This is a genomic window from Sphingomonas aliaeris (assembly GCF_016743815.1).
Classification (GTDB): domain Bacteria; phylum Pseudomonadota; class Alphaproteobacteria; order Sphingomonadales; family Sphingomonadaceae; genus Sphingomonas; species Sphingomonas aliaeris.
The window spans coordinates 1,407,491-1,432,206 of record NZ_CP061035.1; the positions used below are offsets into that span (position 1 = coordinate 1,407,491).

A 24,716-nucleotide genomic window follows, 5' to 3' on the forward strand; every position below is an offset into this window, starting at 1 on the left:
GTTTTCGGCGCAAGCGGACTGGCGGCCTCTGGGGACGTCCCATAGCGAAGCGGGCATTCCGCGACAGCCTTTTGCAACAGTCAAGTCACTGATTTTTCGGCTGGTCGGTGATCGTGCAAAAGCGAACCCCTGTGCGACGGAACTGACGCCGGGTGGTCGATCCGTGTGTCGGGAACAGCCTTCCGGCAGCGCGTCACCGTCGTCCGGGCAACGGCGCAGTGACCCGATCGGGGACACAATGCCCAGGAGAGACCCGGTCTTGTAGGTCATTGACCTACAGCGCTTGCGAGTAAGTGCTGCTACTGCGCGTCACGCGAAAGCGGGGGCTATGCGGCCGCTGGAATTAGGGCTGGGGTTTATGAAAAAGATCAATCGGGTTGCTGCGAAGTTGGCTTTGGGCGTCTGCCTGTTGACCGCCGCTACCGGTGCGCAGGCCACCAAGGTCATTACCGACAGCCCCTTCGATCGATTCGCCGCTGCGGAGGCCAGTCAGCCGGGCATTTACACCAACCAACTCACCGGATGGCTTGGAAAAGGGTCTCTGACGCTCACCAGCATTTTTGACTTGGGCCTTTGGGGCAACAAGCACTACGCGGAAACAGGAGAGAAACGCTTTTGGCCCTATCCCTCCGAACTAAACGCGATCGTCTCGGGCAAGGGGCCAACCTTCACCATTATGCATGTCACGTCGGCTAGCATGCAAGTTAGCGCCGTCGTGGGATGGTATAACCCACTCAACGGCGTAACCGCTGCCGGTGGCAATGCTGGCGAGGACAGCTATGATTCCTTCATTTTCAATTTCACGACCGATCGTATCTTAAGGCCAGAGTTTTACCCATTTTACTCTGAGGACCAGCGCGTATCGAACGTTTACGCCGGAAGCGATTTGGTGTTATCAGAGCGGCCTGGCTACGCTGAGTCCTATATGGATACCTTTTCGGATTCATTGTCTTATTCGGGCTATCCACATGGACTGCTCTGGAATCCAACGCACCGTCTGCCTTTTGAATCCTACGTCATGACGATCAACGATCTCGCGGTTTACTCGATCAGCGTGGACTCGTTGGCATCGGCGGCGGCCGTGCCAGAACCTGCCACATGGGCGATGATGATCGTCGGCTTTGGCCTGACCGGCTGCGTGTTGCGTCGTCGTCGCATCAGCACGAAGGTCAGCTTCGCTTAAGCGAAATCAGGCATTTCGAGATCGGAAGAGCCGTCAGCCACCATCCGGCTGGCGGCTCTTTTTGCGTTTACCGCACGCCAGTTCGCGTCGGCTTCCACCGGATCAGGGCATTCAGGATACGGGTGTGAAAGGGACACCTTTTGCAACGCCCCGGCCGACCGCTCTCGGAAATCACGAACTCGGCGACGGATGCCGTCAACCGGCCGCAAGCGGCCACATCACCCCGCCCCGCGCGCTATTCCTCAGTCCGAACCAAAACCGCTTCACCAATCAAAAAGAACAGCAAAAACGGCGCCCAGGCTGCCAGAAACGGCGGATACGCCCCCAGATTGCCCATCGCCAAGGCGAAGTTGTCGGCGACGAAATACGTAAAGCCCAGCCCCATCCCGATCGCCGCGCGCAGGAACAGCTTGCCAGATCGCGCCAGCCCGAACGCGGCGACCGCCCCCAGCAGCGGCATCAGGATCGACGACAGCGGCCCCGACAATTTGTGCCACGCCGCCCCCTCCAGCGATTTCGTCGGGCGCCCCGCATCGGCAAGATCGCCGATCGCACTGCGCAACGCCCCGAACGACAGCGATTCCGCCTCGACCTTCGCCAGCGTGAACTGGTCGGGCCGCACGCTCTTCGCGACCACCGGATTGCCGATCGCCGACCGCTTCCCGCTCTTCACGTCGAACCGCGTCGCACCGAAGATCTGCCAGCCCGGCGCGGCATAGCGCCCGCGCTTCGCCTCGATGATCCCGACCAGATTGCCGTTCTCGCGATCGTACAGCGTCACCCCGCCAAGCTGTGCCGCATCGCCCCGGCCCTTGATCTGGTCCACCTGGATCAGATCGTCGCCGTCGCGCACCCACACGTTGGACCGATCCCCGCGATCGATCGGCATCGGCCCGTAATTGACCTGCTGCCACTGGTTCAGCGCCGATGTCGCGCGCGCGACGATCCGGTCGTTGAACGTGAAGGAGATGATCGCGACAACGAAGCTCGCCAGCATCAGTGGCGCCAGCACCTGATGCGCCGACAGGCCCGACGCCTTCAGCGCGATGATCTCGCTATTCTGGTTCATCTGCGTCAGCGTCAGGATCGTGCCGAGCAGCACGGAGAACGGCAGCACGAACGATATGATCTGCGGCGCGCGCAGGCTCATATAATGCCACACCTGCGCGTCGCCGTTGCCGGGATAGGCCAGGATGTTGCCCGACTGGCCCAGCAGGTCCAGCGCCTGCAACACCAGCACCAGCCCCGCCATCACTGCAAAGGTGCGGACGACGAACAGGCGCGCCATGTAGATCGCGACGACGCGGGACGGGAAGAAGTTCATACCGCGCTTGCCCCGGTGGAAGCCGCCTGTTCGTCCGCGATCGGATCGCGGCGACGGCCGGGCAGTCGACGGACGATCCACTTGCCGATCTTGCCGAACACGCGTTCCAGCGCGCCGATCGGCTGGCCGTCGGGAACATATGCGATCGTATAATACATCCAGCCGACCAGCCCCGCAAACACCGCGAACGGCGCCCACAATGCGATCAGCGGGTCGATCTTGCCCAGGCCCCCGATCGCTTCGGCATATTGGTTGATCTTGTGATAGGTGACGACCATCACGATCGCCAGGAAAACGCCCAGCGCGGAGGTCGATCGCTTCGGCGGTATGCCCAGCGCCAGCGCCAGCATCGGCAGCAGGAACATCGTCGCAATCTCCACCACGCGGAAGTGGAAGGCGGATCGGCTGGTGTCGCGCACTTCCTCGCTGGTCGCGGGATTGCTGCCGATCCGCACCAGTTCGGGCAGCGTCAGTTCCATGTTGCCTTCGCCGCGCTGCCGGAAATTGCCGTATTTCGGCAGCGGGATCGGCAGGTTATGCGTCGTGAACGTCAGCACGCGCGGGGTCGGGATGTTCGGCGCCTGGCTGATCAGTACGCCGTTGGTCAGCTGGAACACGATCTCGTCCGGATTGTCCGTCGCAAGGAACTTGCCGCTTTCCGCCGTCACGGCGAACGACGTGCCGTCCTTGCCCACCGCCTGAACGAAGATGCCCGACAGCTTGCGGCCTTCCTCGCGGCTCCGTTCGATGCGGATCGTCATCTTCTCGCCGAAATGCGTGAATTCGCCGACCTTTATCGACGCACCCAGCGCGCCCGTGCGCAGCTCGAACCGCAGCCCTTCATAGGCGTAGCGCGCCTTTGGCTGGATGAACCCGACGATCGCCAGATTGGCCAGCGCCAGCACGATCGCGAACATGTACGGCACGCGCAGCAGCCGCCAATAGCTGATCCCCACGCCGCGCATCACGTCCAGTTCGGAACTCGTCGCCAGCTTGCGGAACGCCAGCAGTACCCCCAGCAGCAGCCCGATCGGAATGCCGAGGCCCAGATATTCCGGCAGCAGATTGGCGAGCATCTTCCACACCACCGTCACCGGTCCGCCCTCCGTCGCGACGAAGTCGAACAGCCGCAACATGCGGTCCAGCACCAGCAGCATCGCCGAAATGACCAGCGTCGACAGCAGCGGCACCAGGATCAGCCGGACCATGTAGCGATCGATCGACTTCATGGGGCTGTGCGAGGCTTTCGGCTGGGGCGCAGGATGATGCGGGAGGGGGACGGGAGGGGGCGGGAAGGCCGCTATATCGGTGCGATACGGCCACGTCAGCCGCTAAATGGCCTATTCGGCCGCGACGCTATCGATCGGCAGGGGCCGGAGCGATTCCGGCGCAGGCCGTTCGGCCGCCATCGCCATGCCGACCGCACGTTCCAGCCCGGCGATCGTGAACGGTTTGCGCAACACATGGTGTCCGCCGAATTCCGCCTCGCCACCCGCTTCGCCCGCATATCCGGTGACGAACAGCACCGCGACCTGCGGGTAATCCTGCGTCACCTCGGCGATCAGTTCGGGTCCGGTCTGGCCCGGCATCAGCACGTCCGACACGATCAGGTCCACCGGGCCCGCCGTCGCCAGCATCGCCGGGGCCTCGCGCGGGTCGTTGCACGCGATCGGGCGATGCCCCAGATCCTCCAGCGCGCCCATCGTCGCGGTCAGCACGCGCGGATCGTCCTCGACCACCAGGATGTCGAGCGCGGTGGCCGGGCGGACGTCGGGCAGGGGGGCGGGGCTGTCCGCAATCTCCTGCGGCTGCGCGATGTGGCGGGGCAGGTACAACGTCACCGTCGTTCCCTTGCCGGGCCGCGATTGCAGCCCGATCTCGCCCTGCGCCTGCCGGACGAAGGCGAAGATCTGGCTCAGGCCAAGGCCCGTGCCCTGACCGATCGGCTTGGTCGTGAAGAACGGTTCGAACACGCGCTCCATCACTTCGGGGGTCATGCCGTGGCCCGTGTCCGTCACTGCGATCGTGACATATTGCCCCGCCGGGCAGCGTCCGACCGCATGTTCCGCCAGATGGGTGCCCGCCGTCACGATCGTCAGCCGCCCACGACCCTTCATCGCATCGCGTGCATTGACGGCTAGGTTCAGGATCACGTTCTCCAGCTGATGCCGGTCGGCGCAGGTCAGCCATTCGCGGCCACGATCGCGTGCTTCCACGGTGATCGCATCGCCCAGCGTGCGATCCAGCAGGTCGGACATGCCCGTGATCAGTTCGCCCGCCGCGATCGGCTCCAGTTTCAGCGTTTCCTCGCGGCTGAACGCCAGCAACTGGCGCGTCAGCGCGGCGGCGCGGTTCGCGCCCTCCATCGCATTGTCGATGTGACGCGGCGCCGCCTCGGGATCCTTGTCCAGGCTGCGTTTGGCGAGTTCCAGTCCGCCCAGAACCACGGCCAGCATGTTGTTGAAATCGTGCGCTATGCCGCCGGTCAACTGGCCCACGGCCTCCATCTTCTGGACCTGGCGCAGTTTGCTTTCCTGTTTGCGCAATTCGTTCGTCGCGCGCTCGACCGCGGATTGCAGTTCGTGCGACCGCTCGCGTTCCTGGTCCGCTTCGGCGCGCGCCGCGGCCCGCTCGCCCAAGGCGTTGACCGTCAGCCATCCGAGCACGATCGCGCCGAACACGATCAGCATGCCGAACACCGCCAGCACCGCCGCGGACCGGTTCGATCGCTCGGCCGATTGCATCGCGCTGCTGGTCCGCTGGTCCAGCAGGCTGCGTTCCTGTGCGATGATCCTGTCGAGCAGCTCGTTGATTCTGACGAGCGACACCGCCGTCCCCGCGCGGTAGAAGCGCTTCAGCGCCATGTCGTTCTTGCCGTAATTGGTGCTGAGTGCCGTATCCGACAATTCCGACCCGCGCGCGTCATAAGCTTCAAGAAGCTGCGCAACCGACTGATTTTGGACGCCATTATCCCGAGTAACCCGGTCCAGCTTCCCTATCAGATTCCCTGCCTTCTTCCACTCCTCCGAATACAACCGCCCCAATTGCTTGTCCGTGCTGATCACGTAGCGGCCGAGCGATGCTTCGGATTGCGCGATCGTGCTCGACAGCGTCCGCGCGAGGATCATCACTTCGTAGCTGTGCGACTGTAGCCGCAGCGCCCGGTCGCGCTGACGATTGGCCTCGCCGAGCGTAAGCGTCAGGGCAAACAGCACGGCGGCACCCGACACTGCCATCACGACCAGCATCCTGGTCCGCCATGCGGTCTTGCGCTCCCCAGGAGCAGAGATGTCGCCCTCGATCCCCCTCATCGTTCAGGCCGTATACACGCTCCCGCGACTCGTGGAAAGACGCGCAAACGGTCTAGCCGATGACGCCTACGGCCTTGCCCGCGGACTCGAACATGCCGAGCACCGTGTCGATCTGGGCGGGCGTATGTTCCGCACATAGCGAGCAGCGCAACAGGTACGTGCCGGCGGGCGTCGCGGGCGGGCGCGCCATGTTGACGTACAGCCCGCCGTCCAGCAGCGCCTGCCACATCGTGACCGCCTGTTCCTGGTCCTCCAGGATGATCGCGATGATCGCGCTGTCCGGCTTTTCCGTCCCCAGGCGGAACCCGAGCGACTTCAGTCCGCCGTGCAGTTTGCGGGCGTTATCCCACAGTTGCTCGCGCTTCTTCGTCGCGGTCATCAGCTTGCAGATCGACATCGCCGCCGTCGCGACGACCGATGGCGGCAGCGATGCGGTGAAGATGTACGGACGGCACGCAAGCCGGATCGCCTCGAACTTCGGATGATTCGACACGCAGAAGCCGCCGACCGTCCCGACCGACTTGGAGAAGGTGCCGACGATGAAATCGACGTCGCAGCCCTGATCCTCATACACGCCGCGTCCGTTCGGGCCGTAAAAGCCCATCGAGTGCGCTTCGTCGCTCAGCACCATCGCATTGTGCTTCTTCGCGACGGCGACCATCTCCCTCAGCGGCGCGATATCGCCGAGCATCGAATAGACGCCCTCCAGCACGACCAGCTTGCCCGGTTCCTTCGGCAACCGGCCAAGCCTCTTGTCGAGATCCTCGACGCTGTTGTGCCGGAACCGCACGATCTCGGCATTGCCCTGCTGGCATCCATCATAGATCGACGCGTGGCTGTCGGCGTCGAGAATGACGTATTCGCCCTTGCCGACCAATGTAGATATCATGCCGAGATTGGCCATGTATCCGGTCGAGAACACAATGGCGCCGGACACGCCGTAAAAGTCGCGCAAAGCCTCCTCGACGTCCATATGGTCTCGGAACGTGCCGTTCAGCATCCGGCTGCCGTTGGTGCCCGATCCGAACTGGTCGAGCGCATCCTTCCCCGCCTTGATGACGTCCTCGTCGAACGTCATGCCCATGTAATTGTACGTGCCCAGCAGGATCGTGTCGCGGCCCGCGATTACCGCTTCGGTCGGCGACTTGACCCGTTCCATCACGATCGCGAACGGGTCCGTCACGCCGGTATCGATCAGCGCCTTGCGCTCGGCGATCAACGCATCGAACTTCGACATCAGGTCGGTTTCTGGGGGCACGGCCACGGGGTCGACGGGCAGCTTCTCGGTCACAAGTCCGGCGTCGGTCATCCGCTCAACCCTTCAGCTTGGCGACCGCATCGACCAACTGGCCGACCGTTTCGATCTCCGCCTGCATGTTCATCGTTATGATAATGTCGAACTCGTCTTCGATCGCAGCGACGAAATCCATCACGGTCAGGCTGTCCCATTCCAGATTGCCCTGGAACGTGGTAGCATCGGTAATCTCGACGCCCTTCTTGTCGAAGGGTTCGATCTGGGCGGCGACGGTGTCGAAGATGGCGGTGCGGTCGGTCATGCAAAGTCCTTATCGGCTTGCCCCCGGCCTTGCCAAGGGATTGCGGCGGGAAGGGGGCGGGGTCAGCCGAGCAGGCCGTTCGCCCGGTACCAGTCGGCGGTCGCGGCGAGCCCGGCGCGCGTCGGAATTTCCGGCGTCCACAAAGCCTTGTCGGGCCGGTGCGCAGGGTCGATCGTCCAGTCCGGATGCACCATATAGCCCACCCGATCAGGCGTCAGTTTCGCTTTCGCACCCCGCACCATCCTGTCGATCCGCGCGGCGATCGACAGTGCCTTGGTCGGCAGCGCGAACGGCATCACCTTGCGTCCGACCGCCGCGCCCACCGCGCGGGCGAAGTCCTCGTGCGACCAGCCGCCGGGGACGCCGTCGTCGGGATCCAGGATGATGCGGCCCGGATCGTGATCGACCAAGGCGATCAGCAGCCGTGCGAGATCGTCGACATGGACGATCGACATTCGGCCCGGCGGCGGAAGCAGGGCAAGCCCCAGCCGCGCCATGCGGAACACGTCGCGCATCTCCATGTCGCCGGGACCATAGATCGCCGGAGGCCGGACGATCGTCCAATCCAGTTTCGATGCCCGGACCTCAGCCTCGGCAAGTTGCTTCGATTGTCCGTAATGGGAAAGCAAAGGCTTGCGCGCTGACAGCGAGGATACGTGCACGAACCGGCGCACCCCGGCCTGCTCCGCCGCCGCAACCATATTGGCCGTTCCACCCGCATTGCCGCGCAGGAAATCGGGCAGGCTGGGGGCGTTGACCACCCCTGCGACATGCACGACGGCGTCCGCGCCTTCCACCAGCCGCGCGAGGCTTTCGGTATCGTCGAGGCTACCCTCGACCCAAGCAATGCCATTCGCGTCCGGTTGGGGGCGGCGGGTCAACGCTCGCACGCCGTAACCGCGCGCCAAGGCGAGATCGATCAGCCGCTTGCCGATGAAGCCCGTGCCACCGGTGATCGCCAGCATGGTCACAGCATCGCCATATGGTTGCGATGCACCAGCGCACCCCGCGGCGCATAGCCGAGTATCTCTGCCAGCGCGCCGCTCCGCTGTCCCGTAATGCGAACCGCATCCGCCGCATCGTATTCCGCAAGCCCGCGTGCGAGCACTGCGCCGTCCGGACCCGCCACCGCAACCAGGTCGCCGCGCGCGAAGCTGCCCTCGATCCGCGTGGCGCCTGCCGCCAGCAGGCTGTTGCCTGCACGCAACGCCGCGACCGCGCCAGCATCGATATGCACCGTGCCGCGAGCGGTCAGTCCGCCCGCCAGCCACGCCTTGCGCGCCGGTGCGGATTTTTCCGCGACGAACAGCGTGTGCCGCGCGGCAGTCGATAGCGGTCGATCGATTCGTCCGCTGGCGATCGCAAGATGCGCGCCTGCCGCATTCGCGATGCGCGCCGCCGCGATCTTCGACACCATCCCGCCCGATCCCATGCCGGACGCCGATCCACGATCCGCCATCGCCTCGATGGTGCCGTCGATCCGCTGGATCCGGCCGATATGCTGTGCATCCGGCAGCGCGGGGTTGCGGTCGTACAATCCGTCCACGTCGCTCAACAAAACGACACCCTGCGCGCCCGCCGCCTGCGCTACCCGAGCCGCCAGGCGGTCATTGTCGCCAAAGCGGATTTCCTCGGTCGCGACGCTGTCATTTTCGTTCAGCACGGGCACCACACGCAGCCCCAACAGCCGGTCCAGCGTCGCGGCTGCATTCAAATACCGGCGACGGTCCTCCAGATCGTCCAGGGTGACCAGTATCTGCGCCGCCGTCAGTTCTTCGGCGCCGAGCGTTTCTGCCCAGACTTGACTCAAAGCGATCTGGCCCACCGCGGCGGCAGCTTGCGCATCCTCGAGGCTCGCCCGTCCGCCCTTTGCGAGCCCAAGGCGGCGCGCGCCAAGCGCGATAGCGCCCGAAGAGACGACCGCAACCTGCTGACCGGCTCGCGCGCGCGCAGCGATGTCGGCGGCGATCCCGGCCAACCAGTCGCGCCGCACGCCGCCGTCGGGATCGACAAGCAGCGCCGACCCGATCTTCACGATCAGCCGCGGACAGGATTCGGGCGGGAAGAGCGACATCAGACGATGCGGTAGCGCGTGGGCGCCAGTCGTGCCACTCGCTGCCCCACGGATCCGCAAGGGCGGCGGCGCGACCACGCGCCCGGACGCAAACCGATCAGACCGGCGACCAAGCGATCTCGTCCTCGCCTTCGTCGTCGGGACCCACCACGCCGCCCTTCGGCCCGATCGCTTCCAGCAACCGATCGAGCACCCAGTCCACGCCCGTTCCGGCCGCGCCCGAGATCGGAATGACCTCCGCACCGCTCGCCTCTTCCAGTTCGGCGGACAGCGCTGCGATCAGCTCGTCGTCCAGCGTATCGATCTTGTTGAGCGCGACGACCACCGGCTTGTCGATCAGCCCCCCGCCATACGCTTCCAGTTCGTCGCGCACGATGCGGTAGCTTTCGGCCACATCCTCGTCGTTCGCATCGACCAAGTGCAGCAGCACGCGGCACCGCTCGATATGTCCAAGGAACCGGTCGCCGATTCCGGCCCCTTCGGAGGCGCCCTCGATCAGGCCGGGAATGTCCGCGACGACGAACTCGTTATTCTTGTGCCGCACGACGCCAAGCTGCGGACGCGTGGTCGTGAAGGCATATTCGCCGACCTTCGCCTGTGCATTGGTGACCGCGTTGATGAACGTCGATTTGCCCGCATTGGGAAGCCCGACCAGCCCGGCATCGGCGAGCAGCTTCAGCCGCAGCCAGACCCACATTTCCTGTGAAGGCCAGCCCGTACCATGCTGGCGCGGCGTGCGATTGGTGCTAGTCTTGTAGCTCGCATTGCCGCGCCCGCCATCACCACCGCGCAGGAACACGACACGTTCGCCCGCCTCGGTGAAGTCGGCAAGGACCTCGTCCTTGTCTTCGCTCAGCACCTGCGTGCCGATAGGAACCTGGATCACCAGATCGTCGCCACCCGCGCCGGTCATGTTCGATCCCGCGCCGCCATGTCCGCGCGGCGCGCGGAAATGCTGCGTATAACGGAAATCGATCAGCGTATTCAGGCCGGGTACCGCGACGAACACGATGTCGCCGCCCTTGCCGCCATTGCCGCCGTTCGGCCCGCCATATTCGATGAACTTTTCGCGCCGGAAACTGACGGCCCCGGGGCCACCCGCGCCCGATCGAACGAAGATCTTTGCTTGGTCGAGAAAATGCATGGCGCTGCCTACCGCTTTAGCGCGGCTAAAGCGAGACCGAAGCGCGCTGCGCGCCCCTGCCTAAACCGCCGGCGAACTCAGATGCGACATCACCAGCGACTTCAACGCCAGTTCTCGCGCCGTCTCGCGCGGTAATCCCAGCGCCTTGGCCATCGGCCCGCCGAGCAACGCATCGCCCAGCGCGGTCAACACGAGTTGCAACGTCTCCTCGTGTATCGAAGACCGCCCCGGCTCGTGCCCCTCCGACAGATCATCGACCAACCGATGGATCGCTTCGAGAATCGGGTCTAGCGCGTCCTGGTTGCCGCTCAGGATCATCCAGCTCGCCATCGCGCCAGCGCCCCGCGCAAAGGCGTCGAACGTCATGTCGACCACTTCTCGCGGGTTCTGGTCGCCCGCGCGCGCGCGTTTCGCCGCCTCGCCGATCTGCGCGGTGATCGTATCCGCCAGGTGCGTGATCAGCGCCTTCTGCAGGTCAGCCGCCGACCCGAAATGGTGGAGCAGGTTGGCGTGCGTGCGACCGATCCGTGCGGCGACCGCCTTCAGCGTGACGGCCTGCGGGCCGCTTTCGACCAGCAGCGCACGCGCCGCCTCGATCGCGGCATCGCGGGACTGTTCGGGGGACAGGCGTTTGCGAATTGTTGACACTTTTGTCAGTAGAGCCTATTTACATCATTGTAAGTTAAACGATCGATAGTCCTTTCTGGAGGTTTCCGTGGCGAAAGCAACTACTCCCGCCGATCTGACGATCACGCCCCGCGATCTGCGCTTCGGGCGCGGCTCTGCGATTCGGCGCTGGTGGCTCAACGACGATCCTATCGCGACCGCCTTCTACAATGCCTTGTCGGTCACTTTTCCGAAGGGTGAGGGCTTTTTCGTCGATAGCGTTCGTAATTTTCGTGAAGGAACGCCGCCCCGCCTGCAGGCCGAAATCCAGGCTTTCATCAAGCAGGAAGTGATCCACACCCGTGAACACGTCGCGTTCAACCGCCATGTCGTCGACCAGGGCTATGACGTCGCGCCGCTGGAACGCGATGTCGATCGCGCGCTCGCGCTCACTAAGGGCAAGCCGCAGATTGCAAGCCTCGCTGCGACGATGGCGCTGGAACATTTTACCGCAATGCTGGCCCACGAATTGATCGCCAATCCGAAGCATCTCGCCGGCGGCGACGAACAGGCAGCGGCTTTGTGGCGCTGGCACGCCGCCGAGGAAATCGAGCATAAGGGCGTCGCCTACGACACGTGGATGCACGCGACGAGGGACTGGACCCGTTGGAAACGCTGGAAGATCAAGTCGATCGTCATGGTGGCGACGACGTTCAAGTTCTTCCAGGGCCGTCGCCGCGGCATGATCGAACTGTTGCGCCAGGACGGCCTGACCGGTCCGAAGGTCTGGGCGCGGATGGCGTGGTATGCGTTCGGCAACCCCGGCATGGCGCGCAAGATCCTCGGCGCGTGGATCGCTTTCTTTCTGCCCGGCTTCCACCCGTGGAAGCATGACGACCGCGAACTGATCGGTCTGGCGGAAAGCGATTATGCCGCGGCTATACTGCCGCGTGCGGCGAAGACGCCCGTACCGGCCTGATGGTCGTCGGGGAGGGCGTGCAAGGCGGCGCACCCGCGGGCCCTCATCCCCCCGTCATCCCCGCGCAGGCGGGGATCCATAAGCACGCTGTCTCGCCTTGAAGCGAAATGTTAGCCACTATGGATTCCCGCCTGCGCGGGAATGACGATCACAGGAAACGCAGCCTCGACAGGCGCTCGCCGAGCAGCTGCCAAGCACCCCGGCCACCCAGCCTCAAGCCGCCAGCAGTTCCTCGCAGCATCGCTCGACCTCAAGATCGAGCTCCATCATCACCGATGGCGCCAACCCGCCCCGCGCGAGCGAAGGACGCGGCTCGACACGCCCCGTCGGCCGGAAGCCAAGCTTCTCGAGAACACGACCGGACGCCGGATTGTCGACGAAATGGAACGCCGTGAGCCGCTTCAGCCGCAATGCATGGCGCGCGATCTCGATCACCTGCCGGCCCGCCTCGGTGGCGTAACCGCGCCCCCATGCGTCGGGCGTGACCCAATAGCCGAGATCATACTGGCCGAGCGTCTCGCCCGGCTGCAACCCGATCCCGCCAACGAGCCGCGGCGCGACGGTCGGCGATTCGAACATCAGGAAACCGGGGGCGTCGAACGGACGTGCCCGGGACAGGAACGCCTCCGCATCGCCAAGCCCATAAGGCCAGGGAACGCGCGCAAGCTTGTCCGCCACGTCGGCATGCCCGATCGCGCGGGTCAGTGCGGCGGCATCTTCCGGCCAGCCCGGCCGTAACGTCAATCTCTTCGTGCGAGCGAACATTGTCTACTCTCCTCGTCGCGACGCCGCCTAAGCACGTCGATGTGACGAACCGGCGACAGGGCAGGGGAGGGAGCAATAAAAAAGGGAGCCGGGGTGGACCCGTCTCCCTTGTTCGGACCGCTTGCGCGGACCCGGGTCACCCTGGTGGGCAACCCGTCCGGTTACCCGATGTTATTCGGCGGCAATCGCTGCCGGCATCTCGACCGAGCAGAACTTTCGGCCAAGCTTGCCCTGCTTGAACGTCACGCGACCTTCGGTCAGCGCGAACAGGGTGTGATCCTTGCCAATGCCGACATTGGTGCCGGGATAGAATTTGGTGCCGCGCTGACGCACGAGAATGTTGCCCGGAACGACCGATTCGCCACCGAACTTCTTGACGCCAAGGCGACGACCGGCCGAATCGCGACCGTTGCGCGATGAACCGCCTGCTTTCTTATGTGCCATCTCGAACTACTCCTTACGCCTGAGCGGCCGGGGCTTCTGCGCCCGTCGCTTCGGTTGCGGCCTTCTTGGGGGCGGCCTTCTTCTTCTCTTCCGAACCGATCGCCGTGATCTTCAGGATCGTGTGCTGCTGGCGATGGCCGTTCTTGCGGCGATAGTTATGCCGGCGCTTCTTCTTGAAGACGACGATCTTGTCGGCTTTCGCCTGGGCGATGATCTCGGCGGAGACGGTCAGCCCCTCGACCGACTTCAGTTCGGCGCCTTCGCCAGCGAGCAGAATGTCGCTGAACGAGATGGACGAACCTGCTTCGCCATCGAGCTTCTCGACGACGATCTTGTCTCCGGCGGCGACGCGGTATTGCTTGCCGCCTGTGCGCACGACTGCGAACATGGCCTTACATCACTTTCAAAATAACGAACCCCACGTCGAGCGAACCCGGCGCGGGAAAGAAGCGCCACCTATGCAAGGGGGGGCGTCGCTGTCAACCGATTCACGTCACGAAAGCGACGCAAATCGATCGATCGCATCCGCCTTCAATGCTTGTGCTGTGGCCGCAAAGTATACCGTCCGTCGGCATAATCCATGAACAGCCCGGATATCGCGGGATGATCGACCGGCTCGTCGCTATCGTCGGGAATCAGATCTCTGCTGGCTGACATAGGCGACATAGGTCGACTCCATGTTCTCCGCGAGCAGGTGATAGAAAGGCTGGTCCTTGCGCGGGCGCAGGTCGAGCGGGATCGCGTCATACCATTCCTCGGTATTGGCGAAGATCGGATCGACGTCGAAGATCACGCCGCGGAAATCGAACATGCGATGCCGCACGACTTCACCGATGCCGAATTGCGCGGTGGCGACCGGGGGCAGGGGGATTTCGGTGGACGCGGGGGTCATTGGGATATGGGCACGGGACATGCGCGTAATCTAATGCGCTTTCCGCGCGGCACAAGTTTCGTGGCGCGCCACGCTCGATGCGAGTTGCCTGCGATGTGAATGGCGGGGTTGCAAGGGCCGGGATAGTTCATTAGACGCCCGCCTTCATCGACCGGTGCCGGCCGCAGGATCATGTCCTTGGCTGCATCTTATGACCTCGCGGAGAGGTGGCAGAGTGGTCGAATGTACCGCACTCGAAATGCGGCGTGCCCTCACGGGTACCGTGGGTTCGAATCCCACCCTCTCCGCCACGGTATCGATTGAAGAACAGTGCCCGAAAGGCCCCAAGACGAATGGCGTATAAGGAACCGACCTTCCAGGATCGCGCGGCGCTCGCCGCCCAGGCGAAGCAGAAGGCGATCGAGAAGCTGAAGGCGAAGCCGCCGGTCGATCCGGCTGTCGCCGCCGCGCGCGCCGCCGCGCGCGAGGCCAAAGAAGCCGCCCTCGTCAAGAAGCGTGAGGAAAAGGCCGCTGCGATCGAGCAGGCCCGTTTGGACAAGATCGCCAAGGCCGAAGCCGCCGCCGCTGCGATCGAAGCCGAGAAGCAGCGCCTGATCGACGCAGACATCGCCGCCAAGGCCGCCCGCGACGCCCGCTACGCCGCCCGCAAGGCGAAGCGCTGATCGGTTCTGGGCCGACCTGATCGTCGGCAGCAGGAACCGCTGATATGTTTATCCCGTTCGTCCTGAGCTTGTCGAAGGACAGGCCCAGGGCACGCGCTTCGACAAGCTCAGCGTGAACGGTTGGGAACAGTGGTGCGATTGCCTCTTCAGGCGTCGTATAGGCATAATCGTACGCCCATCACGGCACGTTCCGCCGCAACTCCTCCAGAAACACCGCCGCCGTCCCGTCGGACGGAGCACGCCAGTCACCGCGGGGGGACAAGGCGCCGCCCGCCGACACTTTCGGTCCGTTCGGTATAGCCGACCGCTTGAACTGGCTGGTGACGAAGAACCGCACCAGAAACTTCTCCAGCCACGACACGATCGTCGGCAGATCATATTCCGCCCGCGCCGCTGCCGGGAAATTCTTCGGCCAGCGCCCCGCCGCCGCATCCGACCATGCATGCCAGGCGAGGAACGCGATCTTCGACGGCGCCAGCCCATGCCGGATCGTATAGTGCAGGAAGAAATCGTTCAGCGCATACGGGCCGATCTTGCTCTCCGTACTCTGGATTGCGCCGTCCGCCCCCGCCGGCACCAGTTCGGGAGAAATCTCGGTGCCTAGGATCGCTTCCAGCACCGCATCCGTCTCGCGGTCGAACTGGTCGGTCTGGACGCACCAGCGGATCAGGAACTGGATCAGCGTCTTGGGCACGCCTGCGTTCACGGCGTAGTGGCTCATCTGGTCGCCGACGCCATACGTACACCAGCCAAGGCCCAGCTCCGACAGGTCCCCGGTGCCCACCACCAGCCCGCCGCGCTGGTTGGCCAGCCGGAACAGATAGTCCGTCCGCAACCCCGCCTGAACATTCTCGAACGTCACGTCATAGGTCGGCTCGCCCGCCGCGAACGGGTGGCTCATATCGCCCAGCATCTGCCGCGCGGCCGGGCGGATATCGATCTCGTCGCCCGCAATTCCGAGCGCGCGCATCAATTTCCAAGCATTGCCCTTGGTATCGTCGCCGGTCGCGAATCCGGGCATCGTGAAGCCCAGGATATGATCGCGCGGCCGCCCCAGCCGGTCCATCACCTTCGCCGCGACGATCAGCGCATGCGTCGAGTCGAGCCCGCCGGATACTCCGATCACCAGCCGTTCCGCGCGGGCCGCGACGAAGCGCTTCAACAATCCTTCGACCTGGATATTGAACGCCTCGTAACAATCCTCGTCCAGCTTTTCCGGCGTGTTGGGCACGAACGGAAAGCGGCGGATCTCACGAAGCAAGCCGGTATCCGCAAAGTCCGGCTGATGCTCGAACGCGATCCGCCGGAACGCCTTTTCTGGATGGCCAGCAATCCGGGCGGCGTCGTTGAACGTGCCGTTGCGCATCCGCTCCTGCTCGATCCGCTCGACATCCACGTCGGCCGATATGATCTCGGGGTCGTGTCCGAAGCGATTCGATCGGCGATCAATTCACCCAGTTCGTGGATCGTGCCTTGCCCGTCCCATGCCAGGTCGGTCGTGCTCTCCCCCGGACCTGCGGCGGCATAGACATAGGCGCATGTCGCGCGCGCGCTTTGCGACGCCGACAGCATCATGCGCTCGCGCGACTTGCCGACCGTCACGTTCGATGCCGACAGGTTGCAGCAGATCAGCGCCCCCGCCAGCGCACCCATCGTCGATGGCGGGGTGGGGGCCCAATAATCCTCGCAGATTTCGGCATGGAATATGAACTGCTTCAGGTCGTCCGCCGCGAACAGCAGGTCGATGCCGAACGGCGCGGTCCGGCCCGCGACGGTGATCGTTTCCCCGGCAATCTCCGCGCCGGATGCGAACCAGCGTTTCTCGTAATATTCGCGGTAATTGGGCAGGAACGTCTTGGGAACGACGCCCAGGATGCGCCCGCGCGCGATCACCACGCAGCAATTGTACAGCCGCCCGTTCCTCGGCAGCGCGGCGCCCACCAGCAATACCGGCTTCAGCTTCGCGCTGGCGGTGACAACGGCTTCGATCGCCGCCTCGGTCGCCTGATGTTGCGCGGTCTGCAGGTGCAGGTCGTCGATCGCATAGGAAGTCAGGTTCAGTTCGGGAAAGACTAGCAGGTCCGCACCCGCCTCATGCCCACGTTCCGCAAGCGCGATCGTCGCGGCGGCATTGGCGGCGCAATCCCCGACGCTGGCCTGCGGCGTGCAGGCGCCGACGCGGATCAGGCCGTGGCTGTGGATCGAATGGAACGTGTGTGTCTTGGCCATGCACCGGGTCTAGCGCGCCGAAACAGGCGAGTCATCCGCCTGGATCAACCCGCCCCGGTTCCGTTCGCCCCGGATCCGTCAGCCCGCGATCAGCGCCCGCTGCCCAGCCGCGTCATCAGGATCGCCGCACGCTTCGCCTGCCGCCTGATGCTCGACAGATCCACCGTCTCGCCCGGCGCATGATCGCCGCGGCTTGCTGGCCCAAGCCCGATCAGCCCGTCCACGTCGTTCGCCACGAACGAAATGTCGCCCGCGCCACGCCGCAACGGGTCCAGCGGTTGCATCTCCGCCAAGCCCAGATCGGCATTCACCCCGTTCAGCTTGGCCAGCAACGCGCGATTACCCGCAGTCGGCGCCATCGCCGGATAGCCGCCTTGCTCGAACACGATCTCAGCATCCGTGCCGGGCGCGTGCTTCGCGACGATCGCGGTCATCTTCGCCTTGACGCGCGCGGTCTGCTCCTCCGACAGCGTACGGAAATCGCCGCGCGCGATGCCGGTGGACGGAATGACGTTGCTCTTGCCCGTCGCCGTCGCGCGAACGCCGTCCGCGTCCAGCGCAGCGGTCGCGCCACCGGCGACGATGCCCGTGTTGAACGTCAGGTTCGGCTCCGGCAATTCGTTCCGGAACGCGCCCAGGATGCGCGCCAGTTCGTTGATCGCCCCGTCGCCGTACGTCGCGTTGAAGATCAGCGACGAATGGCCCGTCTTGCCCTTGGTCGTCAGTGTCCAGCTGTTCGAGGATCGCCGAGCGATCGACCCCATGTCCTTGCCATCCTCGACGAACAGCCCTTCGAAATCGAGCGCCGCGTCGGCCCTTTTGCCCGCTGCGATCAGGTCCGCGCGCGCCACGTCGATCGGATCGCCCGAATCCTCCTCGTCGCCGGTCAGCACGATCTCGAAGTTCGCCGCATCCAGCGTTCCCGCCGCCTTCATCGCACGCAGGGCGGAGATCATCACGACCATCCCGCCCTTGTCGTCGCCGGCACCCGGGCCTTCCGCTTCCTCGCCGCGCCGGACGAATTTCTGGAACGGCGAATCCTTCTCGAACACCGTGTCCAGATGCCCGATCAGCAACAGCCGCTTGGCGCCCGCTTTGCCGGTCCGCGTCGCGATGATGTGTCCCGACCGCTTCGCCGCCGCCATCGGCTTCCACACGACGGTGAAGCCCAACGGTTCCAGTTCCGCCCGCACCATCCGTCCGACCGCCTCGACCCCCGCGAAATTCATCGATCCCGAATTCTGGTCCACCAGTCGCTGCAACAACGCCACCGACCGCCCATATTCGGCATCCACCGTCTTCGCCATCACCGCCTCGGGCGCGGACAGCTTCGCCTGCGCGGGTGAAATCGCGATGATCGACATCGCGGCGATCGAAAGCGGAATCCTCATCGGCAACGGCCTCCTGAAAGCGGAAAGGAATGGCGCGCCCGGAGGGAGTCGAACCCCCGACCGAGGAGGTAGAAGCTCCTTGCTCTATCCAACTGAGCTACGGGCGCGCACGGATGCTCGTTTAGCGCGGATTGCGGGCGCGCGAAACCGGCTTCATAGTCGCTTTCGAAGACCACGGGGGAAGCGGACGTGCCGGCACCGATCAACGCGCGCCATCTGGCGACCGCCAATCTGCGCTATTTCGATTTCGTCATGGCCGCGTTCGTCGCGATCATCCTTCTGTCGAACGTCATCGGTGCGGGCAAGGTCGCGCAAATCTGGCTCCCCGGAATTGGATACTGGCCGTTCGGCGCGGGCATACTCTTCTTCCCCGTTTCCTACGTCATCGGCGACGTCCTGACCGAAGTCTATGGCTATGCCCGCGCACGCCGCGTCATCTGGGCCGGGTCGATCGCGGTGCTGTTCATGGCATTCATGTCATGGGTCGTGGTCGAACTGCCGCCCGCGCCCGACTGGGGCAATCAGGCGGCGTACGAGACGATCTTCGGACAGGTGCCGCGCATCGTCTTCGCCTCGCTCTGCGCCTTCTGGGCGGGCGAGTTCGTCAACTCCTACGTTCTCGCCCGGATGAAGCTGTGGACCGGCGGCAAGCATCTGTGGAGCCGCACGATCGGGTCGACGATCGCGGGGCAGGGCGTCGACAGCCTGATCTTCTACCCGCTCGCCTTCCTCTATGCCGATGGCTGGACCACCGACCTCGTGCTGAAGGTGCTGGTCACGCAATGGGTGCTGAAGGTCGGCTGGGAAGTGTTGCTGACGCCGCTGACCTATATCGTCGTCGGCTTCCTGAAGCGCCGCGAGGGCCTCGACGTCTATGACGAAGGCACCGATTTCACGCCGTTCCGGACGCAGGTGTGAGCGCGCTCCAGACGGTCAAGCTGTGGCTGGTCCAGCACATGCACCTCGCCAAGGATGCGCTGCACATCTATGTCGCGCTGACCTTGTTCTTCGGGTCTGCGCTGCTGTTCGGATGGCGCCTGCGCAGTTGGGGTCCCTGGCTGGTCGTCGCCGTGGCGGCGGTGGCCGGTGAACTATGGGATATCAGCGACCGTCATTCGGGCCACATACCGCAGAATTACGGCGCGAACCTGCATGATGTCTGGAATACTCTGTTCTGGCCGAGCGTTATCCTGTTGCTCGCGCGCAGGACCAAGCTGTTCGGCGGGCGCTAGGTCGATAAGCCGTTACGCCGGATCACGCTTTCGCCGTTTGCCCCAGATTGCGAACGGGCGCCTGCACGGATGGGCGCGACCGGTGGGACAGGACTTAGGCCGAAACCAGTCCCAGCAACCCCTCGAACAGCCCACGCCCGTCGGCTCCGCCATGCGCGGTCTCGATCCGGCGCTCCGGGTGCGGCATCATGCCCAGCACATTGCCCTTCGCGTTCAGCACGCCCGCAATGTTGCGCGCCGATCCGTTGACCGGCTCGCCATAACGAAACGCAACGCGGCCTTCGCCTTCCAGCCGGTCGAGCGTCGCATCGTCGGCGAAGTAATTGCCGTCGTGATGCGCGACCGGCACGGAGATCGTCTGTCCCTTGGCATAGCGCCCCGTGAACATGCTGTCGGCATTCTCGACCACCAAAGGCACGTCGCGGCAGACGAAATCGATCCCCGCATTGCGCATCAGCGCGCCTGGCAGCATCCCCGCTTCGGTCAGCACCTGGAACCCGTTGCAGACACCCAGCACAGCGACACCGCGCTCCGCCGCATCCGCCACCGCGCGCATGATCGGGGACCGCGCCGCCATCGCGCCGGATCGCAGATAGTCGCCATAGGAAAACCCGCCCGGCACGCCGATCAGGTCGAGGCCCTCGGGCAACTCGCTATCGCCGTGCCACACCATCGCTGGCGCGATACCGCCGATATCGCGGATCGCCACCGCGAGATCCCGGTCGCAGTTCGACCCCGGAAAGACGATGACGGCCGCTTTCATGCGCGTTCCACCCGATAATTCTCGATCACGGTATTCGCGAGCAGCTTGCGGCACATTTCGTCGATGCTCGCATCTTTCGTGTCGTCGGCGACGTCGAGTTCGATCAGCTTGCCCTGCCGGACGTCCTCGACACCGGCAAAGCCCAGGCCTTCCAGCGCCTTGTGGATCGCCTTGCCCTGCGGGTCGAGAACGCCGGGCTTCAGCGTGACGATGATGCGCAGTTTCATGGCTTACTTGCCCTTGCTCTTGCGGTGCTTTTCGAGATCCAGAACGGCGCTGTCCGCACCCTCCGGCAACAGGCCGAGACGCCGTGCGACCTCCTGATAGGCCTCCACTTCGCCGCCCAGGTCGCGGCGGAACCGGTCCTTGTCGAGCTTTTCGTTGGTCTGCATGTCCCACAGGCGGCAACCGTCCGGGCTGATCTCGTCGGCCAGGATGATGCGGGCATAATCATTGTCCCACAGCCGGCCGAATTCCAGCTTGAAGTCGATCAACCGGATGCCGACGGCCGCGAACATGCCGCACAGGAAATCGTTCACGCGGATCGCCAGGTCGGCGATGTCGTGCATCTCCTCCTGGCTGGCCCAGCCGAAGGCGGCGATATGTTCGTCGGTGATCATCGGATCGCCGAGCGCATCGTCCTTGTAATAATATTCGATGATCGTGCGCGGCAGCTGCGTGCCTTCCTCGATGCCGAGGCGCGTGCTGAGCGATCCCGCCGCGACGTTGCGGATCACGACCTCGATCGGGATGATCTCGACCTGACGGATCAACTGCTCGCGCATGTTAAGGCGGCGGATGAAGTGCGTCGGAACGCCGATCAGCCCCAGCAGCGTGAAGACATGCTCGCTGATGCGGTTGTTCAGCACGCCCTTGCCGCTGATCGTGCCCTTCTTCTGCGCGTTGAAGGCGGTCGCATCATCCTTGAAATACTGGATCAGCGTTCCCGGCTCCGGACCCTCGTACAGGATCTTGGCCTTGCCTTCGTAGATCTGGCGGCGGCGAGCCATGCGGCATTACCCCTTGATAAGAAGCGCCCCGGCCACGCGGGATTCGCAGGGCCGGGGCGGGAAGAGCCGCGCTATATCGAAAGCCCGTGCGCTGCGCAATTACGCGACGGGGTCAACGGTGCTCGCTTTCCTCCTGGGCAAAAGGTGACGCACGCGCCGCCACCCAAGCCACAACAGGAACAGCAGGATTGCGGGCGGCCCGAAGATCGCCAGCCCGCCCAGCAGGATCGCCAGCGTCGTCTGTGCCGAAGCGATCGCGGTATCCAGCGCGCTTTTCAGCGGGGCGCTCGGGTCGAACCCGCGAACCGCATTGCCGGACCGATAATCGAACGTCATCGGCGTGCTCGCCAGCGTTTCGCGCTGTTCGGCGGTACCAGCATTCGTCTGCGCGATACTCGCGACGACGTCGGCGCGCTGTCGCTGCAACTCGGCCCGTTCCCTAGCGGGCAGGTTCGTGCGCGCCAGTTCGCGGTCGATCCGCGACAGCTCTTCCCGCGCCGCGGCCTTGCCCGCTTCGAGGCTTCGGATCGCCGAACCGGCGTCGGTGCCGCTAATCTCGGCATCGACCAGCCGACCGTCCGCGGCTTCGATCGCCGCGATTCCCGATTTGCCGAAAGCGCGTGCCAGCGTCGGATCCAGCTTGAAGGCCAGCATCCCCCTTATGTCGTTCTCGCCAACCAACTGGTATCGCATGCCCGTGATCCGGCACCGCGCAACCCCCAGCCTTTCACACGCGGCGGCATGCGTCTCCTGGGCTGCGGCGATGCGCGTCGGCGGCAGGCTGAACGCATAGGCATAGGCAAAAGCGACGCCGGGTGCGGCCGTGACCGCGATCCCAGGTCCGGATGGTGCTTGTTCCTCCCTAGAAGGCTCCGAGGCCACCTCGGCGGATCGACTGCACGCACCGAGGAGCAGGAACAGCGAAACCCAGATCGTCCGCATATCATCGTCTCCAATGCCCATCGCGCCAGTAGGAGATCGTGAGCCGTCCGTTCGCATCGGTCAATCGATCTTACCTAAATGAAGGACGACGATCGCGATTGCTGGCAACATTCCGGCAACGTGTCTCTGGTCGCACGGCGGAATGCGGTCTTATGATACGGTGGAGACTCCCTGGCGCTGGCAATGCGAGTAATGGCATTCGGAACGGATCGATCCTGAATGGCAGATTGTGGCATGGCGTCACCCGCCGGGTGCGCGCCGTGCCGTGGCAAGCCGTTGACTATGTTTCCCGAACCCCCTGGTATCTGGCGTTAGCCAGCGCCGCTACGATCGCTCGCTTCGGCACCACCAGCCCTCGCTGCCGGTGCTGGACGATTCGTGGAATGCGATCGCCATCATGCTTCGGGACCGGGGTATCGCACAGTCCGCGCTCGGCGCGCTGGCTCTTCCCGGGGCGGACGCGATGTTCGCATCGGCTTCGGCGTTGATCGACGACTGGCGCCCGAGGCTCCGGTCGCAAGCGCAGGCCGGGATGGATTTTCTGATGGTACCCGCGACGGAAATCGCCGCCCGCCCCGAAATCTTCCGCTTCGGTCTGAATCCCGTCCTGTTGCGATTGGCGGAGGCACATATCGGCCTGCCGGTCGCGTATGACGGCGTGACCGTTCAGTACACCATGGCCGATGGCCGGGAAGTCTCGACCCGCGACTGGCACCGCGATCGCGAAGACCGGCGGATGGTCAAGCTGGCCATCTACCTCAACGATGTCGACGAAGCGGGCGGGCCGTTCCAATTGCTTCCCGGGGAACGCGCGGACGGTAATTTCTACCTCCGCGAAAAGGCCGATGCCGATCTTCGCGCCGCGCCACCGGTCAGTTGCGAGGGGGCGGCCGGGACAATCGTCTTCGCCGATACCGCACGCTATTTCCACCGCGGCAAACCCGCGACGAAACAGGACCGGGCGGCCCTGTTCTTCAGTTATTTCGCGAAAAGGCCGCAGCGTCCCTATTTCTGCGAACGCTCCGGCCTGACCCGGCGGCAGATTGCCGTGCTGACCGAGGGGATGACGCCCGAACAGCGTGATGCGGCGTTATGGCAGCGGGCTCTTCCGCTCCGCTGGCGCTTCATCCCGCCCGCTGCCCTTTAGGCGTCGCGCGCCCCGACAGCGTTTATCTCTGGTCCAGTGCCGCCCGGATCAGGCGTTTCGTTTCGGCCCAGGCGGCACTTTCCGGCGCGACCAACTCGACATGTCCGGTCGCCGGAACCACATGCAGCGAAACCCGGTCGCCCGCCGACCGCGCCTGCATCTCATATCCCGTCGCCAGTCGCATCGGAATTATGCGATCCTCCACTCCATTGACGAGATCCTGCGGCACGCCGATCGGAAGAAGCCTTGGCACCGACGTGTCGGCATAGACGTCCGCCCGTGTCGCACCCGTCGGCCCCACCAGCTTTCTGATAACCTCGACGCCACAACCATTGTCCGGGCTGGCGGCGGCCGCTTCCAGATCGGGAAGACCGCCCAGGCTGATGACATGCGCGATCTTCAGCGGCTTGGTGGCATGTAGCGGGCTGGATGTCGGCAGCTTGCCGCGCGCCGCCAGCCACAAGGCGAGATGACCGCCCGCCGAATGCCCCACCGCGACGATCCGCTTGATATCCAGATGATAGGCCGCGGCGTGGCTCCGCAGTGCATCCGCCGCCATGCCCGCGTCCAGGAACGTCCCCGGATAACCACCGCCTATCCGGTCGACGCCACGATAGTCGATGTTCCACACCGCATAACCGGCCTTGCGCAGATCGTCCGCAATCCAGTTCATCAGGCTGCGATCCGCGATGCTCGTCGTCCAGCACCCGCCATGTACCATCAGCACCGTCGGAAAGCGCTTGCCGGCCGCGGGACGGGCGGCGGGCAACCAGACATCCACTTTTTGCATTCCGTCCGGGCCGTACGCGATCGTCGCATCCGGTTTCGGCTGCTCCCGCTTCGTCAGGTCAGGCCAGGTCAGAAGGGTAGGCGCATCGACAGGCAAGCTCATGACAGGCACCGGCATCAGGAGAGACAAAGCGAGTATGGGCGCCGCAAGCGCTGGAGGTATTGAACGCATCCTGCACCGTAAGACCTTTGGCGTCCCGACGATAGCACCACTCAGCGCCCCCTAGCGCCCGAAGCACGCCTTCGATCCCCGGCGACACCGGCCCTGCCACG

Annotated in this window: 24 protein-coding genes, 2 tRNA genes and 2 pseudogenes; 7 read left to right on the forward strand and 21 right to left on the reverse strand. The window is 64.4% G+C overall.

The genetic code is table 11. The features are described from left to right. The first annotated feature begins 328 nt into the window (after positions 1 to 328). On the forward strand, positions 329 to 1,183 hold the full coding sequence (locus tag H5J25_RS20590; RefSeq protein ID WP_225883395.1) for a PEPxxWA-CTERM sorting domain-containing protein: 855 nt from the start codon (positions 329 to 331) through the stop codon (positions 1,181 to 1,183). Between the two features lie 235 nt (positions 1,184 to 1,418). On the opposite strand, the gene lptG is transcribed toward H5J25_RS20590, so the two are convergent. From lptG to H5J25_RS06615, 9 genes are all read right to left on the reverse strand, one after another. Continuing rightward, positions 1,419 to 2,507, reverse strand: coding sequence for an LPS export ABC transporter permease LptG (gene lptG / locus H5J25_RS06575; protein ID WP_225883396.1), 1,089 nt, complete (start codon positions 2,505 to 2,507; stop codon positions 1,419 to 1,421). Then, positions 2,504 to 3,736, reverse strand: a complete 1,233-nt coding sequence (gene lptF, locus H5J25_RS06580; RefSeq protein WP_202095249.1) for an LPS export ABC transporter permease LptF — start codon at positions 3,734 to 3,736, stop codon at positions 2,504 to 2,506. The genes lptG and lptF overlap by 4 nt, the downstream gene beginning before the upstream one ends. Positions 3,737 to 3,847: 111 nt before the next feature. Further along, entirely contained in the window at positions 3,848 to 5,818 is a 1,971-nt protein-coding gene (locus H5J25_RS06585; RefSeq protein WP_202095250.1) for an ATP-binding protein, read from the reverse strand. Positions 5,819 to 5,870: 52 nt separating this feature from the next. Continuing rightward, positions 5,871 to 7,127, reverse strand: coding sequence for a serine palmitoyltransferase (spt, locus tag H5J25_RS06590; protein ID WP_202095251.1), 1,257 nt, complete (start codon positions 7,125 to 7,127; stop codon positions 5,871 to 5,873). Positions 7,128 to 7,131: 4 nt separating this feature from the next. Next, a complete protein-coding gene (locus tag H5J25_RS06595) occupies positions 7,132 to 7,374 on the reverse strand; it encodes an acyl carrier protein (RefSeq protein ID WP_202095252.1) in 243 nt (80 codons plus the stop codon). Positions 7,375 to 7,436: 62 nt separating this feature from the next. Beyond that, on the reverse strand, positions 7,437 to 8,339 hold the full coding sequence (locus H5J25_RS06600; RefSeq protein ID WP_202095253.1) for an NAD-dependent epimerase/dehydratase family protein: 903 nt from the start codon (positions 8,337 to 8,339) through the stop codon (positions 7,437 to 7,439). Positions 8,340 to 8,341: 2 nt separating this feature from the next. After that, positions 8,342 to 9,448, reverse strand: coding sequence for a glutamate 5-kinase (gene proB, locus H5J25_RS06605; RefSeq protein ID WP_202095254.1), 1,107 nt, complete (start codon positions 9,446 to 9,448; stop codon positions 8,342 to 8,344). 97 nt (positions 9,449 to 9,545) lie between these two features. Continuing rightward, positions 9,546 to 10,592 (reverse strand): GTPase ObgE, encoded by a 1,047-nt coding sequence (obgE, locus tag H5J25_RS06610; RefSeq protein ID WP_202095255.1) that lies wholly within the window; start codon positions 10,590 to 10,592, stop codon positions 9,546 to 9,548. A gap of 60 nt (positions 10,593 to 10,652) precedes the next feature. After that, positions 10,653 to 11,240, reverse strand: coding sequence for a TetR/AcrR family transcriptional regulator (locus H5J25_RS06615; RefSeq protein WP_202095256.1), 588 nt, complete (start codon positions 11,238 to 11,240; stop codon positions 10,653 to 10,655). A gap of 67 nt (positions 11,241 to 11,307) precedes the next feature. Here H5J25_RS06615 and H5J25_RS06620 point away from each other — a divergent pair, with 67 nt between their 5' ends. Continuing rightward, positions 11,308 to 12,177: a metal-dependent hydrolase gene (locus H5J25_RS06620; RefSeq protein ID WP_202095257.1), complete on the forward strand. Its 870-nt coding sequence runs from the start codon at positions 11,308 to 11,310 to the stop codon at positions 12,175 to 12,177. A 213-nt stretch (positions 12,178 to 12,390) separates the two neighbouring features. Here H5J25_RS06620 and H5J25_RS06625 read toward each other — a convergent pair whose 3' ends face one another. The 4 genes and pseudogenes from H5J25_RS06625 to hspQ all read right to left on the reverse strand — a co-directional run bounded on the left by H5J25_RS06625 (position 12,391) and on the right by hspQ (position 14,278). Further along, on the reverse strand, positions 12,391 to 12,942 hold the full coding sequence (locus tag H5J25_RS06625) for a GNAT family N-acetyltransferase (RefSeq protein WP_202095258.1): 552 nt from the start codon (positions 12,940 to 12,942) through the stop codon (positions 12,391 to 12,393). 171 nt (positions 12,943 to 13,113) lie between these two features. Beyond that, on the reverse strand, positions 13,114 to 13,386 hold the full coding sequence (rpmA, locus tag H5J25_RS06630) for a 50S ribosomal protein L27 (protein WP_202095259.1): 273 nt from the start codon (positions 13,384 to 13,386) through the stop codon (positions 13,114 to 13,116). A 13-nt stretch (positions 13,387 to 13,399) separates the two neighbouring features. After that, positions 13,400 to 13,774 (reverse strand): 50S ribosomal protein L21, encoded by a 375-nt coding sequence (rplU, locus tag H5J25_RS06635; protein WP_202095260.1) that lies wholly within the window; start codon positions 13,772 to 13,774, stop codon positions 13,400 to 13,402. Positions 13,775 to 13,917: 143 nt separating this feature from the next. Further along, a pseudogene (gene hspQ, locus H5J25_RS06640) lies at positions 13,918 to 14,278 on the reverse strand (heat shock protein HspQ). A gap of 200 nt (positions 14,279 to 14,478) precedes the next feature. Here hspQ and H5J25_RS06645 point away from each other — a divergent pair. Together H5J25_RS06645 and H5J25_RS06650 are read left to right on the forward strand one after the other, a co-directional pair. Then, positions 14,479 to 14,568: transfer RNA gene (locus tag H5J25_RS06645), tRNA-Ser, on the forward strand. Positions 14,569 to 14,610: 42 nt separating this feature from the next. Further along, entirely contained in the window at positions 14,611 to 14,940 is a 330-nt protein-coding gene (locus H5J25_RS06650) for a DUF6481 family protein (protein WP_202095261.1), read from the forward strand. A 178-nt stretch (positions 14,941 to 15,118) separates the two neighbouring features. Here the strand turns inward: H5J25_RS06650 and H5J25_RS06655 are convergent. The 3 genes and pseudogenes from H5J25_RS06655 to H5J25_RS06665 form a co-directional block, all read right to left on the reverse strand. Continuing rightward, positions 15,119 to 17,169, reverse strand: a pseudogene (locus tag H5J25_RS06655) (NAD(+) synthase). A gap of 89 nt (positions 17,170 to 17,258) precedes the next feature. After that, complete coding sequence (locus tag H5J25_RS06660; RefSeq protein WP_202095262.1) at positions 17,259 to 18,560, reverse strand: M20/M25/M40 family metallo-hydrolase; 1,302 nt, start codon at positions 18,558 to 18,560, stop codon at positions 17,259 to 17,261. Between the two features lie 30 nt (positions 18,561 to 18,590). Further along, positions 18,591 to 18,667 (reverse strand) — tRNA-Arg (locus H5J25_RS06665). A gap of 82 nt (positions 18,668 to 18,749) precedes the next feature. On the opposite strand from H5J25_RS06665, the gene H5J25_RS06670 reads away from it, so the two are divergent. Beyond that, positions 18,750 to 19,478, forward strand: a complete 729-nt coding sequence (locus tag H5J25_RS06670) for a queuosine precursor transporter (protein WP_225883397.1) — start codon at positions 18,750 to 18,752, stop codon at positions 19,476 to 19,478. Beyond that, positions 19,475 to 19,792, forward strand: a complete 318-nt coding sequence (locus H5J25_RS06675; RefSeq protein ID WP_202095263.1) for a hypothetical protein — start codon at positions 19,475 to 19,477, stop codon at positions 19,790 to 19,792. Before H5J25_RS06670 ends, H5J25_RS06675 begins: the two co-directional genes overlap by 4 nt. A gap of 94 nt (positions 19,793 to 19,886) precedes the next feature. Here the strand turns inward: H5J25_RS06675 and purQ are convergent, their stop codons facing one another. From purQ to H5J25_RS06695, 4 genes are all read right to left on the reverse strand, one after another. Further along, positions 19,887 to 20,555 (reverse strand): phosphoribosylformylglycinamidine synthase subunit PurQ, encoded by a 669-nt coding sequence (purQ, locus tag H5J25_RS06680; protein WP_202095264.1) that lies wholly within the window; start codon positions 20,553 to 20,555, stop codon positions 19,887 to 19,889. Then, positions 20,552 to 20,782, reverse strand: a complete 231-nt coding sequence (gene purS, locus H5J25_RS06685; protein ID WP_202095265.1) for a phosphoribosylformylglycinamidine synthase subunit PurS — start codon at positions 20,780 to 20,782, stop codon at positions 20,552 to 20,554. The genes purQ and purS overlap by 4 nt, the downstream gene beginning before the upstream one ends. 3 nt (positions 20,783 to 20,785) lie before the next feature. Further along, entirely contained in the window at positions 20,786 to 21,565 is a 780-nt protein-coding gene (gene purC, locus H5J25_RS06690) for a phosphoribosylaminoimidazolesuccinocarboxamide synthase (protein ID WP_202095266.1), read from the reverse strand. 99 nt (positions 21,566 to 21,664) lie between these two features. Beyond that, positions 21,665 to 22,507 carry a hypothetical protein gene (locus H5J25_RS06695; RefSeq protein ID WP_202095267.1) on the reverse strand — a complete coding sequence of 281 codons (843 nt, stop codon included), beginning with the start codon at positions 22,505 to 22,507 and terminating at the stop codon, positions 21,665 to 21,667. A 364-nt stretch (positions 22,508 to 22,871) separates the two neighbouring features. On the opposite strand from H5J25_RS06695, the gene H5J25_RS06700 reads away from it, so the two are divergent. After that, positions 22,872 to 23,654, forward strand: coding sequence for a phytanoyl-CoA dioxygenase family protein (locus H5J25_RS06700; protein ID WP_225883398.1), 783 nt, complete (start codon positions 22,872 to 22,874; stop codon positions 23,652 to 23,654). Positions 23,655 to 23,676: 22 nt separating this feature from the next. On the opposite strand, the gene H5J25_RS06705 is transcribed toward H5J25_RS06700, so the two are convergent. Then, positions 23,677 to 24,546, reverse strand: a complete 870-nt coding sequence (locus H5J25_RS06705) for an alpha/beta hydrolase family protein (protein ID WP_202095268.1) — start codon at positions 24,544 to 24,546, stop codon at positions 23,677 to 23,679. Positions 24,547 to 24,716: the final 170 nt, after the last annotated feature.